This window comes from Mesorhizobium sp. P170090 (assembly GCF_057786115.1).
Genome location: NZ_JBYNWH010000001.1, coordinates 3,588,315 through 3,604,262, shown reverse-complemented (window position 1 = coordinate 3,604,262; position 15,948 = coordinate 3,588,315). Strand labels below are relative to the sequence as shown.

General features: G+C 62.6%; 21 protein-coding genes. 10 read left to right on the top strand and 11 right to left on the bottom strand.

Annotated elements, in window-relative coordinates:
• Positions 1-188: 188 nt before the first annotated feature.
• The gene (locus AC3EML_RS17270) at positions 189-611 is read right to left on the bottom strand and encodes a DUF6163 family protein (RefSeq protein ID WP_352521811.1); all 423 of its coding nucleotides are present in this window, start codon (positions 609-611) and stop codon (positions 189-191) included.
• Entirely contained in the window at positions 608-1,645 is a 1,038-nt protein-coding gene (locus tag AC3EML_RS17265; RefSeq protein WP_023697452.1) for an enoyl-CoA hydratase/isomerase family protein, read from the bottom strand. Before AC3EML_RS17265 ends, AC3EML_RS17270 begins: the two co-directional genes overlap by 4 nt.
• A 181-nt stretch (positions 1,646-1,826) precedes the next feature.
• Here AC3EML_RS17265 and AC3EML_RS17260 point away from each other — a divergent pair, with 181 nt between their 5' ends.
• From AC3EML_RS17260 to hemB, 3 genes are all read left to right on the top strand, one after another.
• Entirely contained in the window at positions 1,827-2,078 is a 252-nt protein-coding gene (locus tag AC3EML_RS17260) for a pyridoxamine 5'-phosphate oxidase family protein (protein WP_245260289.1), read from the top strand.
• Entirely contained in the window at positions 2,038-2,331 is a 294-nt protein-coding gene (locus AC3EML_RS17255) for a hypothetical protein (RefSeq protein ID WP_245260449.1), read from the top strand. Before AC3EML_RS17260 ends, AC3EML_RS17255 begins: the two co-directional genes overlap by 41 nt.
• 88 nt (positions 2,332-2,419) lie before the next feature.
• Positions 2,420-3,475, top strand: coding sequence for a porphobilinogen synthase (gene hemB / locus AC3EML_RS17250; RefSeq protein WP_023697453.1), 1,056 nt, complete (start codon positions 2,420-2,422; stop codon positions 3,473-3,475).
• 2 nt (positions 3,476-3,477) lie between these two features.
• Here the strand turns inward: hemB and AC3EML_RS17245 are convergent, their stop codons facing one another.
• Together AC3EML_RS17245 and AC3EML_RS17240 are read right to left on the bottom strand one after the other, a co-directional pair.
• Entirely contained in the window at positions 3,478-4,242 is a 765-nt protein-coding gene (locus AC3EML_RS17245) for an imm11 family protein (RefSeq protein ID WP_023697454.1), read from the bottom strand.
• Between the two features lie 140 nt (positions 4,243-4,382).
• Entirely contained in the window at positions 4,383-4,709 is a 327-nt protein-coding gene (locus AC3EML_RS17240) for a DUF1330 domain-containing protein (RefSeq protein ID WP_023673003.1), read from the bottom strand.
• Between the two features lie 176 nt (positions 4,710-4,885).
• Between AC3EML_RS17240 and AC3EML_RS17235 the strand changes: the two genes are divergently transcribed.
• Together AC3EML_RS17235 and AC3EML_RS17230 are read left to right on the top strand one after the other, a co-directional pair.
• Positions 4,886-5,581, top strand: a complete 696-nt coding sequence (locus AC3EML_RS17235) for a winged helix-turn-helix transcriptional regulator (protein ID WP_023682403.1) — start codon at positions 4,886-4,888, stop codon at positions 5,579-5,581.
• A gap of 110 nt (positions 5,582-5,691) precedes the next feature.
• On the top strand, positions 5,692-6,336 hold the full coding sequence (locus AC3EML_RS17230) for a dihydrofolate reductase family protein (RefSeq protein WP_023697456.1): 645 nt from the start codon (positions 5,692-5,694) through the stop codon (positions 6,334-6,336).
• Between the two features lie 166 nt (positions 6,337-6,502).
• Here the strand turns inward: AC3EML_RS17230 and AC3EML_RS17225 are convergent, their stop codons facing one another.
• Complete coding sequence (locus AC3EML_RS17225) at positions 6,503-7,699, bottom strand: IS256 family transposase (protein ID WP_488505272.1); 1,197 nt, start codon at positions 7,697-7,699, stop codon at positions 6,503-6,505.
• Positions 7,700-7,874: 175 nt separating this feature from the next.
• Entirely contained in the window at positions 7,875-8,795 is a 921-nt protein-coding gene (gene ppk2, locus AC3EML_RS17220; protein ID WP_023682405.1) for a polyphosphate kinase 2, read from the bottom strand.
• 243 nt (positions 8,796-9,038) lie between these two features.
• Between ppk2 and AC3EML_RS17215 the strand changes: the two genes are divergently transcribed.
• A complete protein-coding gene (locus AC3EML_RS17215; protein WP_023700559.1) occupies positions 9,039-10,082 on the top strand; it encodes an aldo/keto reductase in 1,044 nt (347 codons plus the stop codon).
• 20 nt (positions 10,083-10,102) lie between these two features.
• Here the strand turns inward: AC3EML_RS17215 and AC3EML_RS17210 are convergent, their stop codons facing one another.
• Positions 10,103-11,074, bottom strand: coding sequence for a glycosyl transferase family 90 (locus AC3EML_RS17210; protein WP_023700560.1), 972 nt, complete (start codon positions 11,072-11,074; stop codon positions 10,103-10,105).
• A 178-nt stretch (positions 11,075-11,252) separates the two neighbouring features.
• Between AC3EML_RS17210 and AC3EML_RS17205 the strand changes: the two genes are divergently transcribed.
• A complete protein-coding gene (locus AC3EML_RS17205) occupies positions 11,253-11,411 on the top strand; it encodes a hypothetical protein (protein ID WP_023673009.1) in 159 nt (52 codons plus the stop codon).
• A gap of 72 nt (positions 11,412-11,483) precedes the next feature.
• Here the strand turns inward: AC3EML_RS17205 and AC3EML_RS17200 are convergent, their stop codons facing one another.
• Complete coding sequence (locus AC3EML_RS17200) at positions 11,484-11,717, bottom strand: DUF982 domain-containing protein (protein ID WP_245259900.1); 234 nt, start codon at positions 11,715-11,717, stop codon at positions 11,484-11,486.
• Between the two features lie 109 nt (positions 11,718-11,826).
• A complete protein-coding gene (locus AC3EML_RS17195) occupies positions 11,827-12,492 on the bottom strand; it encodes a GntR family transcriptional regulator (protein WP_023689520.1) in 666 nt (221 codons plus the stop codon).
• Positions 12,493-12,641: 149 nt separating this feature from the next.
• Between AC3EML_RS17195 and AC3EML_RS17190 the strand changes: the two genes are divergently transcribed.
• Entirely contained in the window at positions 12,642-13,907 is a 1,266-nt protein-coding gene (locus AC3EML_RS17190; RefSeq protein ID WP_023734152.1) for a multidrug efflux MFS transporter, read from the top strand.
• Positions 13,908-13,950: 43 nt separating this feature from the next.
• A complete protein-coding gene (locus AC3EML_RS17185) occupies positions 13,951-14,325 on the top strand; it encodes a DUF423 domain-containing protein (protein WP_023673013.1) in 375 nt (124 codons plus the stop codon).
• Positions 14,326-14,364: 39 nt separating this feature from the next.
• On the opposite strand, the gene AC3EML_RS17180 is transcribed toward AC3EML_RS17185, so the two are convergent.
• Together AC3EML_RS17180 and AC3EML_RS17175 are read right to left on the bottom strand one after the other, a co-directional pair.
• Positions 14,365-14,508, bottom strand: a complete 144-nt coding sequence (locus tag AC3EML_RS17180) for a hypothetical protein (protein WP_023673014.1) — start codon at positions 14,506-14,508, stop codon at positions 14,365-14,367.
• Positions 14,509-14,571: 63 nt separating this feature from the next.
• Positions 14,572-14,715: a hypothetical protein gene (locus tag AC3EML_RS17175; protein ID WP_023673015.1), complete on the bottom strand. Its 144-nt coding sequence runs from the start codon at positions 14,713-14,715 to the stop codon at positions 14,572-14,574.
• Positions 14,716-14,861: 146 nt separating this feature from the next.
• Here AC3EML_RS17175 and AC3EML_RS17170 point away from each other — a divergent pair, with 146 nt between their 5' ends.
• The gene (locus tag AC3EML_RS17170) at positions 14,862-15,944 is read left to right on the top strand and encodes a LacI family DNA-binding transcriptional regulator (protein WP_023682412.1); all 1,083 of its coding nucleotides are present in this window, start codon (positions 14,862-14,864) and stop codon (positions 15,942-15,944) included.
• Positions 15,945-15,948: the final 4 nt, after the last annotated feature.

Below are 15,948 nucleotides of genomic sequence, written 5' to 3'. Positions count from 1 at the left end.
TTTGTCGCCCTGGTGATTTTTTGTTTTTCACCTTGATTGCGACACTATCGAATACTCATAAAATTCGACTTAAACGCTAGGGCTAACAAGAGCTTACCGGTAATAGGTTTCGCAAGACGCTTAACGAACGGTCACCCGAGCAAGGATAATTAACCTAAAGATTTACCCAATGGCTGCGGGGCGGCGTTTCAGGCGCGCGCGGGGCGCTTGCGCATCCAGATAACGGCGCGGAAGGCGATGTAGAGCAGCGCCACCGCGGCATGCGAGAAGACGATCAGCGGCCGGTGGCCGTACAGATCGGGGAAGCCGGCATACATGATGGTCTCGGTCACCGCGCAGATGAACCAGATCACCGGGCCCCACGACGCCAGCATCCAGAGGCCGGCGGCGGCGAAGGGGAAGAACACGGCCAGCAGCACCGCCACGACCTGCCAGTGCACCGGCATCAGGTCGAAGCGCCACAGCGGGCCGGGATAAAAGCCGATCAGCCGGATCCAGTACAGGATGCCGAACAGCAGGCAATAGCCCGCTATGACGCGCTGGAACCAGGCGAAGATGATCTCGACACCCGAGGGCTGCAGCACGATGCGCCGCGACGTGACCTCGCTCACAGTTCGAGCTCCCGTTCGAGCGGCGCGAAATAGGCGTCCACCGAAGCAGCGTCGACCTCGGCCAGGCTTGCCGGCCGCCACTGCGGCGTCGAACCCTTGTCGACGAGGACGGCGCGGATGCCTTCATAGAAGTCGTGCCCGGCCAGCATGCGGTTGAGGATGCGGAACTCCATCTTCATGCAGGCTTCCATCGACAGCGTCAGCCCGGCGCTGATCTGGCGCCACGCGACATTGAGGCTGGTCGGCGAGCGGGTGCGGATGGTGGCCAGCGTCTTGGCGGCAAACTCGTCGGCGCCTGCCGCCCGCTCCAGGCTCTCGAGGATTTCGGCGAGCGAGGGTTGGGAAAAATGCCGGGCAATGGCTTCCAGCACCGGCTGGCCGGTCTCCCGCCTGGCCGGCACGAAAAAGCCGCGCAGCACCGATTCCGGATCGCCATTGGCGCAGAGCCGATCGAGAAAGGCAGCCTGGTCGGCGGCCTTGATGGTGTGGGTGGCCAGGCCAGACCACAGCGCATCGCCATAGCGAATGCGGTTGCCGGTCAGCGCCAGATACATGCCGAAGCTGCCGCCAAGGTCGGGCAGAAGATGGCTGCCGCCGACATCGGGGAAGAAACCGATGCCGACTTCGGGCATGGCGAACTGGGCGTTCTCGGTCAGCACACGCTGCGAACCGTGGAAAGAGATGCCGACGCCGCCGCCCATAACGATCCCGTCGATCAGCGCGACATAGGGCTTTTTGTAACTGTTGATGCGGGCGTTGAGCCGGTATTCGTCGGCGAAGAACTCGACCGGCGGCTTTCCGGCGCGGGCCTCGTAGACGTGCATGATGTCGCCGCCGGCGCAAAACGCCCTGCCCTCGGCCTTGACGATGACGACATCGACGCCGGTATCGCGCTCAAAAGCGTCGAGCGCCTTGTCCAGCGCCTTGATCATGCGATGTGTCAGCGCATTGAGCGCCTGCGGCCGCGTCAGCGTGACGACGCCCGCCTTGCCCAACCGTTCGAAGCGGATCTCGTCGCCGCCGCCAAAAACCATCGTCAGAGAATCCCCTCCCCGCGCCTGCGGGACTGAAGTGCTAAAGGTGGCGCATGGGTGCGTCAACCGGCGGGCGCGGTTTGGATTTTCGCAAGGGAACGCGACCGTGCTTTGCCCCCGACAGAAATGCGCGCAAAATTGCCGGGCAAAACAGCCTTTCTTCTGATGCAGGGACAAACGCATGACGCTTGAAACCGCAGCGCCGAGCCATGGCTGGGAGATGCCGAAAAAGTTCGACCCGGATGATGTTCTCAGCCGCCCGCTGATGGCCAATCTGGCGACCGTGACGCCTGACGGCGCGCCGCGCAACGCGCCGATGTGGTTCATCTGGGAGGACGCTGCGATCTGGCTGCTCGGCTCGACCGGGGCAAGTGCTGTCAAACACCTCGAACGTGACCCGCTGCGCCGTGGAGATCGTCCATTTCGACAATGAGGCCGGCATCCTGCTGCATCTCGGCCTGCGCGGCGTCGCCACCATCGAAGCGATGGCGCCGAACCGCTTCAAACGGCTGCTGCACAAATATCTCGGCCCGGAGGCGACCTGGAACCGCTGGTTCATCGACAATGTGGCCGACATCGACCATCCGGACGGGCGCCTGATCCGGCTCGCCCCGGAGAGCATCTTCACCAACAATGTGTCGTTCTTCAAAACCGGCCCCGAGCTGGCGTGGCCGCCGAAGCCGTAAGCAGCGCGTTATCGACTGGCACAATCGTGTCGCATTGGTCAGAGGCAAGGCCTCGTGGTAAAAGCCGCCTCGACCCGGAGTTTTTGCGATGAACAAATTCACTCCCGCGACGAGCAACAAATTCGCACCGGCAAAGCCCGCCGGTGCGCGCAGCGTCGACGAGATCACCGGCAGCCGCCGCTTGCGGCGCATGCGCAAGGCCGACTGGTCGCGCCGCCTGGTGCAGGAAAACCGGCTTACCGTGGACGATCTGATCTGGCCGATCTTCGTGATCGACGGCAAGAACACGCGCGAGCCGATCGCCGCCATGCCCGGCGTCTTCCGCCTGTCGCTGGACCTCGCCGTCAAGGAGGCCGAGCGGGCCGCTAAGCTCGGCATTCCGGCGATCGCCACCTTCCCCAATGTTGAACTCAGCCTGCGCGACCAGACGGGATCGCACATCCTCGACCCGGAAAACATCATCAACCGCGCCACCCGCGCCATCAAGGACGCGGTGCCGGAGATCGGCATCATCACCGATGCGGCGCTCGACCCGTTCACCTCGCACGGCCATGACGGCATCTTGCGCGACGGCATCATCGTCAATGACGAGACAGTGGAACAGGTGACCGCCGCGGCCGTCATCCAGGCAGCGGCCGGCGCCGACATCATCGCGCCGTCCGACATGATGGACGGCCGCATCGGCGCCATCCGCGACGCACTCGACGCCAATGGTTTTCAGGATGTGGCGATCATGTCCTATGCGACGAAATTCGCCTCCGCCTTCTACGGCCCCTACCGCGAGGCGGTCGGCACCGCCGGCCTGCTCAAGGGCGACAAGAAGACCTACTATCTCGACCACGCCAATTCCGACGAAGCGGTGCGCGAGGCCGAGCAGGATATCGCCGAGGGCGCCGACATGCTGATGGTCAAGCCCGGCCTGCCCTATCTCGACATCATCCGCCGGCTGAAGGACGAGTTCCAGATGCCGACCTTCGCCTACCAGGTGTCAGGCGAATATTCGATGATCAAGGCGGCGGCCGCCAATGGCTGGATCGACGGCGAAAAGGCAATGCTGGAGAGCCTGCTCGCCTTCAAGCGCGCCGGCTGCGACGGCATCCTGACTTACTTCGCGCCGGAAGTGGCGCAAATGCTGAAGGGATAAATTCACTCCAGCACATAACTCTCTTTGACATTTCTTGTTTCGAAGTCCAGCCGACCACGCCCGCAAACCGACATGTCTTGGAACAAGTCGGGCTTCTTGATGCCTGCTTCAACACAGGCTTCTCTCAATTTGGGGGTGCAAATGACAATGCCCATGTTCTTCTGTTTGAAGATATGCGCATCGCCAACAATCTCCTCCTTGAAATAGAAGCAGGCGCCTCCGGCGCGGTCGTAGTGGACGCCTCCATTCTCGCCGATCAAAAGCCTAAACTTCGACGATTCGAGATCCACGGCATCAATCTTGCGAACGATGTCGCAAAGGTAGTGCTTTGGTTCGATCGGCTTTCCGCTCAAATAGAATACGTCGCAGTCGTTAAACACGACCCCATCGGGGTCGACTGACTGCAGAACGTCCTTCAGGCGCTCGGATACAAGCCAGTAACAATGAAAATCTTCTAAGTCTTTTGGTGGCCTGCAATAGGCTGTCGCTTCAGGCCGTAGCCTGGGCGTCTCCGGGTACTCAGGAAAGCCGTATCCCCCAAACTCCGTCGGCCCGAGCAGTATGCGGGGTGGCGGCACCAAAGCTTGGGCGTTTTCCAGCTGAAGACAATGGGACCCGCCGCGATATGTCGGTCCGATCTGGAAGAATTTTCCATGTTTCTTGAATTTCGCCTCTTTGCGGAAAACCCGCTCTGGGACTTGAGCTGGCCTATTCTGCGGGCGGTTCCGGTTGGCAAACAGTTTTGCAATGAGTGAAATAATGGTCACGTGCGCGCCTGCTCAGTTTACCGACTTTCGAGTTCAAGACTAAATCGCGTGAGAGTACCCGTCCACCTGCTTCGCGCCCGAAGTGGCGCAAATGCTGAAGGGTTAGCCGGAACCCTGATACACCGGGTTCCGGCTTTTCCTCACGCCTTCGGCAAATAAGGGATCGTTCCAGCGAGATCGGTATCGTCGATCAGTTGGAAGCGGCTGTCGCTGCCCTTCCGGCGCTCCGCCACAAACGGAGCGTATTGCGGATCGTTGGTGAAGGCTTCGGCTGCCTTTGCCGACGGAAACGCCATGATGGCGATCAGGCTGGTGTCGAGCGGCTTGCCCTCCAGCGTCTTCACATTGCCGCTGCGGGCGAGATACTTGCCGCCATGCTTGTGGACGAGGTCATGCACCGAAGCGGCATAGGCCGGCACCCATTTGTCGTCCTTCACCTTGATGTCTGCGATCACGTAAGCGGTCATTGTCCAACTCCTCATGGATCGGCACCGGACTGCCCGGTGACGTGACCGCTGCCTCGCATGGCGGCGCCGGACCGCTCCAGTCACAGAACTGTACCGGGGGTGCCAGTACAGCTTCTGTACTGGCTGAACTCAGGTTTTCTGAATAAGGTCCGGCAACATCTTTTGGAGCTCACCACATGACACAAGCCGGTTACAAGCAATTCTGCCCGCTCTCCATGGCCGCCGAGCTGCTCTGCACACGCTGGACCATGGTGCTGCTGCGCGAACTGGTGGCGGGATCGACCCGCTTCAACGATTTGCGCCGCGGCGTGCCGAAAATGTCGCCAACCCTTCTGTCGCAACGGCTCAAGGACCTCGAGGCCGGCGGCATCGTCGAGCGGACCGAGATCGCGACCGAGAAGGGCGTGTTCGAATACCGGCTGACCGAGGCGGGCCGGGATTTGCGCCCGGTTGTCGAGGCGATGGGGTTTTGGGGCCAGAAATGGGTCGAGGCCAGGCTGTCGCTCAAAAACCTCGATCCGTCGCTGCTGATGTGGGACATGCGGCGCAATCTGAACCCCAGTCCGCTGCCGGACGGGCGCACCGTGATACAATTCCTGTACCATGACCTGCCGGCGTCAAAACGATCGTGGTGGCTGATCGTCGAAAAGCAGGGCGAGGTCGATCTTTGCTGGTACGATCCGGGCTTCGACGTCGATCTCTACGTCTCGACCGATCTGTGCACCATGACCTCGATCTGGATGGGGCTGACGACAGTTCACAAGGAACGCGACAAGATCAGCCTGACCGGCGATCTCGACGTCGCCGGCAAGATGCAGATCTGGCTTGGGCTCAGCCCGTTTGCGGTGATGCCGAAGCGCGTGGCGGCTTGAGGTCCCTGCGCATTCCACAGATCGGCTTGCCTCTAAAAATACTAGTTGCAAAATGCAATCAGTTTGAATACTGATTGCAAATCACAACTGGTCACCGAAAGGGAGTCTCCATGTCCAAACTTCGCGTCAATGCCTTCACCTTGTCGCTCGACGGTTTCGGCGCCGGTCCTGACCAGGACCTGCAAAATCCGCTCGGCGTTGGTGGCGAATATCTGCACAAATGGATGACCGGCACCCGCACCTTCCATGAGATGGTCGGCAAGGATGGCGGCACCACCGATGTGGACGACCGGTTCACTGTCCGCAGCTTCGACAATGTCGGGGCCTGGATCCTCGGCCGCAACATGTTCGGCCCGATCCGTGGCGAATGGCCAGACGAGAGCTGGAAAGGCTGGTGGGGCGACAACCCGCCCTATCACGTGCCGACCTTCGTGCTGACCCACTACAAGCGCGACCCCATTGTGATGGAAGGCGGCACCGTTTTCCACTTCGTTGCCGGCGGCATCCACGCCGCGCTCGAACAAGCAAAGGCCGCGGCCGGCGGCAAGGATGTCCGCGTCGGCGGCGGCGTTTCCACCATCCGGCAATATCTGCAAGAGAAGCTCATCGACGAGTTGCATCTGGCGGTGTCGCCGGTGTTGCTCGGGAGGGGCGAGAGCCTGTTTGCCGGGCTGGATATGCTGAAGCTGGGTTACCAGTGCACCGAGCAGGTGGCGACAGCGCTCGCCACGCATGTGACGATCAAGCGGGTGTAGTGGCGAAGTGATAGGCGCAGGCTTCTTTCTCCCCGTTCTACGGGGAGAAATGCCCGGCAGGCAATGAGGGGCAGCGCTGCTTTTGGAGGTTAGCAGCGTCCGACGGCTGTGAATTCGTCGGGTTGTGTGCGTCAAGTTCTGCAAAAAGGGGCGGCCATGATGCTGGTCATGCGGCTTGGCGCAGAGCGAGCTTCTTGTGCTCGCGCAGGTCGTCCATGTTGATGTATCGGTTGGCCTCCATCCAGTTTTCATTGGTCTCGACGGCCAACGACCTGACCAGGCGCAGGCAGCTTTCGGTATTGGGGAAGATGCGCACGACATAGGTGCGCCGGCGGATTTCCTCGTTGAGCCGCTCCAGCATGTTGGTGGATTTGAGATGCTTGTGGTGCTGTCTCGGCAGCCTGAAGAAGGTCAGGGTTTGTTCGATGGCATCCTCGGCCCAGCCTGTCAGGCGCGGATAGCGTGCCGACCATTTGGCAAGCCATGCGGCAAGATCAGCCCTGGCCTCTGCGAGATCGCGCCGGTCGTAGAGCCAGCGCAATTCCTGCAGGCAGTCGTCGCCGTGCTTCCTCGGCAGATGATCGAGCGCGTTCCTGAGGAAGTGCACGTAGCAGCGTTGCCAGGCGGCTTCGGGGATCACCTCGCCGATCGCTGCCACCAGGCCGGCGTGATCGTCGGACACAACCAACTCGACGCCCTTGAGGCCGCGCGCCTTGAGGCCGACGAGGAAGTCCCTCCAGGCCGAGCGGCTCTCGCGATTGGCCATCTCCACGGCCAGGATCTGGCGCCTTCCGTCCCAGTCGATACCGACCGCGATCAGCACCGCCTGGCTCATGACAACACCGGCTTCACGCACCTTCTCGTAGCGCGCATCGAGGATGAGGTAAGGAAACGGCTCTTGAAGGGGGCGCCTGGCAAAGGCAGCGAGGCTCTCGTCCAGCCGCTTGTTGATGGCCGAGATCGACGAGGCCGAGAAGGCATGGCCGCACAGTTCTTCCGTGATCGCCTTCACCTTGCGGGTCGACACGCCCTGCACATACATCTCCGCCATTGTCGCCACCAAGGCCCGCTCGGAACGCTGGTAGCGCTCGAACAGCTCGGTGGAGAAGCGCCCGGCCCGGTCCTGCGGAACCCGCAGCTCGAGCTTGCCGACCCGCGTCACAAGGGTACGGCCGTAATAGCCCGAGCGATAGCCAAGCCGTTCGGGCGTGCGCTCGCTCTTCGAGGCACCCAGCGCCTCGTCCATCTCGGCCTCAAGCACCTCCTGCATCACCGCACGGAGCACTTCGTGCAATCCATCCGGGTTCGAAAGCAAAATGTCTTTGACGGCAGCGCTGGCGGTCTTAACTTCAGTCTTGGTCATGGTGGCGTTCCTTCGCGGGAATCAGGTGACGTGAACAATCACCAGCCTGCCATGACCGCCCCCTCTCAGCGAATTTGCAGAACTCTCAGCACACTACCATTCGTCGATGCCGGCGCTGCCCCTCATCCGCCCTTCGGGCACCTTCTCCCCGTGAAACGGGGAGAAGGAAAAGTGCTCAATACTTCTCCGGCACGTAAAGCTCGCGCGGCAGGACCTGGCGCTCGTACTCCGGGTTGAACACCCGCTCGGGCAGCGTGATTTCTTCGTGCGGCACGTCCTCATAGGGCAGCTGTTTGAGGAGATGGTCGATGCAGTTCAGCCGCGCCCGCTTCTTGTCGTTGCCTTCGACGATGTACCACGGTGCCTCTGGGATGTTGGTGCGGGCAAACGTCTCTTCCTTGGCCTTGGTGTACTGCTCCCAGCGCACGCGCGACTGCAGGTCCATCGGCGACAGCTTCCACTGCTTCATCGGGTCGTGGATGCGCATCATGAAGCGCATCTGCTGTTCCTCGTCGGTGATCGAGAACCAGTATTTGACCAGCGTGACGCCGGAGCGGACCAGCATGCGCTCGAACTCCGGCACGTCGCGGAAGAACTCTTCGACCTGATCGGGTTCGGCAAAGCCCATCACCCGCTCGACGCCGGAGCGGTTGTACCAGGAGCGGTCGAACAGCACGATCTCGCCGCCGGCCGGCAGATGCGGCACGTAGCGCTGGAAATACCACTGCGATTTTTCGCGCTCGGTCGGCGCCGGCAGCGCCACGACGCGGCAGATGCGCGGGTTGAGGCGCTGGGTGATGCGCTTGATGACGCCGCCCTTGCCGGCGGAATCGCGTCCTTCGAAAACCACCACCAGCTTCTTCTTGTGGTAGGCGACCCAGGACTGCAGCTTGATCAGTTCCGACTGCAAGCCGATCAGGTCGCGGAAATACTGCATGCGGTCGATCGACGGCGGATGCGCGTTCTTGTAGATCTTGGAGATCTCCAGCGACAGCGCCGGCTCCGACATTTCAAGCTCATAGTCCTCGTCGAGCATGTCGGCGAGTTCGGCTTCCAGCCAATCCCTGGCCGGAGAATTCTGCTTCAACTCGGTCATTTCCACTGCTCCGCTTGCCGGCTGGCATGAAACCCTGAGCCGACTCGATATAGGCCGCCAATGACGGTTTTATTGCAAGCCGCCGGCCAGCCGGTCATCACTGCAAACCAGCGAGCATTGCCGATCCATCGCCCTGGGATGGCGACAAGCCGCTCAAATTGTCCTACAATTGGCGGACCCCTTCGGGCTTCCCCGCCCTTTCCTGCTAAAACCGCCTCCCCACCAAAACTACGAGGATCTGACATGGAATACCGCACGCTTGGCCGTTCCGGCTTGAAAGTTTCGGCGCTGACCTTGGGAACCATGACCTTCGGCGGCAGCGGGCCGTTCGCCGCCGTCGGCAATTCCGATCTCGCGGAGGCCTCGCGCATCATCGACACTTGCATCGATGCCGGCATCAATCTCATCGACACCGCCAATGTCTATTCCAACGGTCTGTCGGAAGAGATCATCGGCGAGGCGCTCGGCGGCAAGCGCAAGAACGACGTGCTGATCGCCTCCAAGGCGCGCATGCGGATCGGCAAGGGCCCCAATGACGAAGGCCTGTCGCGCCATCATCTGATCCGCGAATGCGAGAAGAGCCTGAAGCGCCTCAGGACCGATGTCATCGACATCTATTTCCTGCACGAATGGGACGGCGCGACGCCGCTCGAGGAAACCATCTCCGCGCTCGACACGCTGGTTGCCCAGGGCAAAATCCGCTATGTCGGCTGCTCCAACTATTCCGGCTGGCAGGTCATGAAGGCGCTCGGCATCAGCGACAGCCAGCACCAGCCGCGTTTCGTCACCCAGCAGATCCACTACACGCTGGAAGCACGCGAGGCCGAGTATGAGCTCTTGCCGATTTCGGTCGACCAGGGCCTTGGCGTGCTGGTGTGGAGCCCGCTCGCCGGCGGCCTGCTGTCGGGCAAATACCGCCGCGACAGTCCGACGGCGCGCCAGATCGGCGGCTGGTCGGAACCGCCGATCCGCGACGAGGGCCGGCTGTGGCGGATCGTCGACGTGCTGGTCGACATCGGCGCCACTCGCGGCGTCTCGGCGGCCCAGGTGGCGCTGGCCTGGCTGCTTGGCCGGCCGGCCGTCAGTTCGCTGGTGATTGGCGCACGCAACGAGGCCCAGTTGAAAGACAATCTCGCCGCGGCAAGCCTGACGCTGTCCTTTGATGAACGCCAGCGTCTCGATGCCGTCAGCCGGCCGCCGGTGCTCTATCCCTACTGGCACCAGCAGTTTACGGCGAAGGACCGCTTCGGCCCGGCCGATCTGGTTATGGACCGCAGCGTCATCTGACTTAAGGGCGCCGGAAGCCGCTAGCCCGCGATAAACCGCCAGACCTGCGGATCGGGCTCGATCTGGCCGCTGAGCACGAAATATTTGTAGAGCACGAGCAGGCAGATCGCCTGCTCGGCCCGCTCGTCGGCGAATTTGCGGCAATAGGCGTTGGCCGCCGCAACGATGCGCTGGGCCTCGGCCGGATGCTGCTCGAGATGATGCACCCGCTCGGCCAGATCGCTGAAGTCGGGCGCCAGCGGCACATAATGGACATCGGGCTCGAGCTGCCCCTCGGCGAACCAGGTCTCGTAAGTCGGCGGCGGCATCAGGCAGAGCGAGTTCGAGCTCATGATCCATTTCAGATTGGTCGCGACATCATTGCCTTCGAGCGAGATGATGTAGCGGTAGCGGCGCTGCTGATCGATGCTGAGATAGGGCTTGCGGTATTCCGCAGGTGCTGTCGCCCTCGGCGTGCCGACATCGCAGAACGGCAGATTGCGGGCTGCATCCAGCAACAAGGTGCGGATCGGATTGTTGAGTTCGCCGCGCCAAACGACGAGCGGATGCTTGTCGGCGAAGGCGACATCGTCGGCCGGCATGTAGAAATGACGGAACTTGTTCAGCTTGAACAGGACGCCGTTGCCGTTGTCGCCGGCTATCGGCCGGTCCTTGACGATCGACGGCATCTTCGGCACTTCGATGACGTCGCCGAATTCCAGGTCGATGCGCAGATCTGGGTCGAAATAACGGGTGAACTCCTTCAGATCGTAATAGTACATGCTGCGGTCCGACGGCAGCCGGCTGACCGGCACGGCCTCGGGGCTGGGGCTAAAAGGCTCCCGCAGCGTGTTGTAGTAATTGAGCCGCTGGCGGACCGATGCGTCGGAAAGCCTGGCCTGATCGAGCAGCCGGCCGAGCCGGCGCCGGAAAAGAACCGGCGGCGCGATGTCGCGCATGGCGTTGCGCGCATAGTAGATCAGCTTCTGTGCGTTTCTTTGAAGCGTGGCCATCGGTCGTTTTGATTCGAAATCGGTCGGCGGCGGCTCCAGCAACTGTCCCGCAGCCTTTTCTAAACCATTGTGTTCGCCATCACGCAAGTCCAGAACCGCTGGCATCTGCCCTCGCGGCGCTGTTGTGTTTGCCGGCCAATGCTTCTAGGCAGGATCAGGCACAGCGAAAGGAAACGATATGGCTCGACCACCGAATTACGGTCAGGAACGCAAAGAGCGCGACCGGCAGAAGGCCGCCAAGAAGGCGGAGAAGCTCGCCGCCAAGGTCGCGGCCAAGGAGCGCGCCGAGCCTGAGAACGAGGCAAGTTCGAAAACCGACACCGAAACAGAAAAATAGGCAAGACAGGATCACCGGCCCACGAAACGGGCCGGATCCTGGCAAAATGCCGGTCTGATCAGGCCGATGTGATCAGGCCGGGGCCTTGTCGCTGACGAAGACGTTGACCTCGCGCGCGGCGGCGATGAAGGCGCGTCTTGCGATCATCGCCGGCTTGTCGCCGGCCAGCGCGTCATGGCAGGCCTGCAGCGCTTCGCGGTGCTTGGGGCTGCGCTTGCCGGGCCAGCTGTTGAGCAGGTAATCGGAAGCCTCGCGCACCGTACGCAAGAGCTGAGTGCTTCCCTCCGTGCCCGACTTAACGGTCACGGGTGTTTCAAATCGGTTGTTTTCCATGGGCGCCTCTTACGCCATCGGCGTCCGCGAAGCGAGGCCGAAAGCGGATCGCGACGGCGTTCTTTCGTTTTCGTGACCAGTATCAAGCGGCGACGACGGCAAAACCCCTGGCGCGCAGGCCGCGCCGGTCATTGTGCAACGACGTCACCAGGCGAGCGCGGCTGCCGGCGATATGGGCGGAAAGTCGCGCCGCCGCCGCATCGGCATCGCCGGCCCGCACCGCCGCCAGAATGGCGTGATGCTCGCTCCAGGCGCGGCCAAGGGCCGCCTCGTCGCGCACCTCCAGCCAGCGCGCCCGCGACAGCCGCGTCATGGCATCGCGCACGGCCCGAAACAGGAACTCGTTGCCGGAGAGCCGCGCCAGTTCGATATGGAAATCCATGCCGACGCGGTGCCATTCCTCGCGCGGCGTGGCAGTGTCGCAGGAGTCCAGCATCGCCTCGATGACATCGGCTGCGCTCCTGTCGGCCAGCGCCGAAGTCAGCCTGACCGCCGCGACCTCGACCGCTTCGCGGTACACCGCGATCTGTTCCAGTTCGGCAAGGTTGATCGGCGACACGGTCCAGCCGCGCCCGTCACGGCAGATCAGCCCTTCCGTCTCCAGCCGCAGCAGGGCTGCCCTGACCGGCGTGCGCGAGGCGCCGAAGCGGCTCTCGATCCAGCGCTCCGTCAGCCGCTCGCCAGGACCGACCTCGAGGCCAAGGATCATCTCGCGAAGCGCTTTTTCGACGATCTGCATCTGCGACATAGTTGCTTCCATTGCTGGCGATCGGCCTTGCCCGTTGGTCTTGCCGATCACATTGAGAGCGCCTGATTGACAGCAGCCGGGCTTTGCGTCCATGAGGTACCAAGTTGGTATCCCACAATGGTATCCGCAGCAAGCGGACAGGACAGGACATGCCGCAGGACAGTGCAGCGCAGGCCGCCGAAGCGCCTTCCACCTACAACATTCATTGGCGGCGCAACCTGCTCGTGTGCTTTGCCGGATCGTTCAGCACGCTTGTGGCGATGACGCTGTTGCTGCCGTTCCTGCCGCTCTATGTCGAACAGCTGGGCGCCCTGGGCCACGCGGCGATCGTGCAATGGTCCGGCATCGCCTTCGGCGCCACCTTCCTTGCCGCGGCCCTTGTCGCACCGCTGTGGGGGCGGCTCGGCGACCGCTACGGCCGCAAGGTGATGCTGGTGCGCGCCAGTTTCGGCATGGCGATCTGCATGTCGCTGACCGGCATGGTGCAGACCGTCTGGCAATTGGTGCTTTTGCGCCTGTTGATCGGCTTTGCCGGCGGTTATTCCTCAGGCTCGACGATCCTTGTCGCCATGCAGACGCCGAAGGAGCGCTCCGGCTGGGCGCTTGGCGTGCTGTCGGCCGGCATCACCGCAGGCTCCCTGGTCGGCCCGTTGCTTGGCGGCGCGCTGCCGCCATTGATCGGTATTCGCGCCACCTTCCTCATCGCGGGCGGCGTCATTTTCCTGGCGGCGCTGGCGACGACGTTCCTGATAAAGGAGATGCCTCGCCCGCCAGTACAGGCAAAACGCGAGGAGAAACCAAAGGGAAGTTGGGCGCAGATCCCCGACAAACGCCCTGTCGTGGCCATGCTGGCGACCGGCATGCTGTTCACCTTCGCCAACATGTCGATCGAGCCGATCATCACCGTTTACGTCCAGCAACTGGTCGCGGAGGCAAGCCGGGTGACCCTGGTCTCAGGTGTCGTCATGTCGGCGGCGGCGCTGGGCGCCATCCTGTCGGCGTCACGGCTGGGCAAACTCGCCGACCGCATCGGCCACTGGAACGTCATCGTCGCATCGCTGGCCGTCTCGGCGCTGCTGTTGATACCGCAGGCCTTCGTCACCGAGAGCTGGCAGTTGGTCGGGCTGCGGTTCCTTATGGGTCTGGTGCTGGGCGGGCTGTTGCCCTGCATCACCAGCGTCATCCGCCACAATGTTCCCGATGGGGTCGGCGGCAATGTGCTGGGCCTGGCAATCTCGGCGCAATATGTCGGCCAGGTTGCGGGGCCGCTGCTGGGCGGCTTCGTCGGCGGCCATTTCGGCATGCGCGCGGTGTTTCTCGGCACGTCGTTGCTGATGGCGGGCGGTGCCGCGTATAATTGGCTGGCCCAGGCGCGCCGCACGCGCGACATGCTGGCGATATCGGAAAAATCCTGACAGACAGGTCGCGCCGCCTATCGTCAATCACGGAGCCCGAGACATGAGCATCGCCGAGTCAGCACCAGCAAACAGCGCGCGCATCCTCGTTTTCGCCGGCGGCATTGCCGGCGCGGCGGGCGTGGCGCTGTCGGCGGCATCAGCGCATCTCGGCGGCGCCTTCGTCGGCACGGCCGCATCCTTCCTGCTCATGCATGCGCCGGTGTTTTTGGCCGTCGGCCTCGCCGGCGCAAACCGGATCTTGCGGATCGGCAGCCTGGTGCTGCTCGTCGGGCTTGTTCTGTTCTGCGGCGATCTGCTGGCACGGGATTTCGTGGGATCGCGGCTGTTCCCGATGTCGGCGCCGATCGGCGGCACCTTGCTCATCGCGGGCTGGCTGGTGATCGCGGCCTCGGCGCTCGTGCGGCAACGGTCCTGACGAGCCAAGAACCCTGTCCCATCAGATATCACACGAGGCTTAATCCTGCCGGTTTTGCGGCAGCAGGTCGCGGTTGCGCTTGGCAGACTTGGTCGGCCGCCGCCTTTCCGGCTGCTCCGTGGCAGGCGAGATACCCCAGTAATTGCGATAAATGTCTTCGAACAGATGCTTCACGGGATGCATGTTCGTCTCCTCTTCAAGAACTTGAATCGATCCAATCAGCTGGCACGAAAATGCCGGGGCCGATCAGCTGCGCTTGCGTTTCACAAGGTATTGCAGGTCACGCCTCCACGGCCCGACCTTGTCGCGGCGCCTGCGGGTGGCGGCGTCGGAGACTATGCCCCAATCATTGCCGTAGATGTCTTCGAACAGATAATTCACGGGATGCACCGCACCCTCCTCTTGAATCGATCCAAGTTATACTTGGTGAATCCCTTGGATCGATTCAAATATAGACCCTCTCCGCCGTCCGATCAAGGGAAAATTTGAACCGATCCAACGAAAGTGCTAAACAGGCTCCGGTTCAGGAGACGAAAATGACGGCATTGACCTCCGGCAAGACGAGACCAGTGCGGCTTGCCGACATCGCCAAGGCGGCCGGGGTCTCGCACGGTACCGCGTCCAACGTGTTCGCTCGCCCGGAAATCGTGCGCGAAGAGGTCCGCGAGCGGGTCAAGGCGGCGGCGGAAGCGATGGGCTATGCCGGCCCGGATCCCAAGGGCCGGCTGCTGCGCGCCGGCAAGGTCAACGCCATCGGCGTGGCAACGGCGGAACCATTGTCCTATTTCTTCGACGATCCCTTTGCCCGCGTCATGATGGCCAGCATTTCGCAGGCCTGCGACGCCACCGGCGCCGGAATTTCGCTGGTCTCGGCCGCCAACAGCGAGCAGCTCGCCTGGAACATCCAGAGCGCCCTGGTCGACGGCTTCATCGTGTTCTGCATCGAGGGTGGGTCGCGGCTGGTCGAACTGGCGCGCGAACGCAAACTGCCTTTCGTGGCGCTTGATCTCGATTCGGAAAATGAGGCGGTCGCTGCGATCGGCGTCGACAACGTCGCCGGCGCGGGTCTGGCGGCGCGCCATCTGGCCGAGTTCGGCCATCGCAGCTTTGCCGTACTCGCCCTGGAATCTGCCGACGCTGGCTTTGGTCCCGTCACGCAGGAGCAAGTCGAGACGACATCCCTCTACTCGGGCACACGCGACCGTCTGCGTGGCTATTTCGGCGAGCTCTCCCGCTTCGGCATCGACGTCTCGCAAGTGCCAATCTACGAAACCCTCAATGACGAGGCGAGCGTTCGGGCCGGCCTCGATCATATTTTCGCGCTGCCGCAGACGCCGACGGCAATCCTGGCCATGTCGGACAAGATCGCGCTGCATGCGCTCGACTGGCTGCGCGAGCGTAACATTGCCGTGCCGGGCGATGTGTCAATCGTCGGCTTCGACGGCGTGCCGGAAGGCGCCGACTCCGAGCCGCCACTAACCACTGTCGCCCAGCCGATCGCCGAGATGGGCCGGCTGGCCGTCAAGGCGATCCTCGAAAATGACGGCTCGCAGCACCGGCAATTGCTGCCGGTCGATCTTGTGGTGCGGGGGTCGTCCGGCCCCTCGCCTGCTAGCTAGGCGG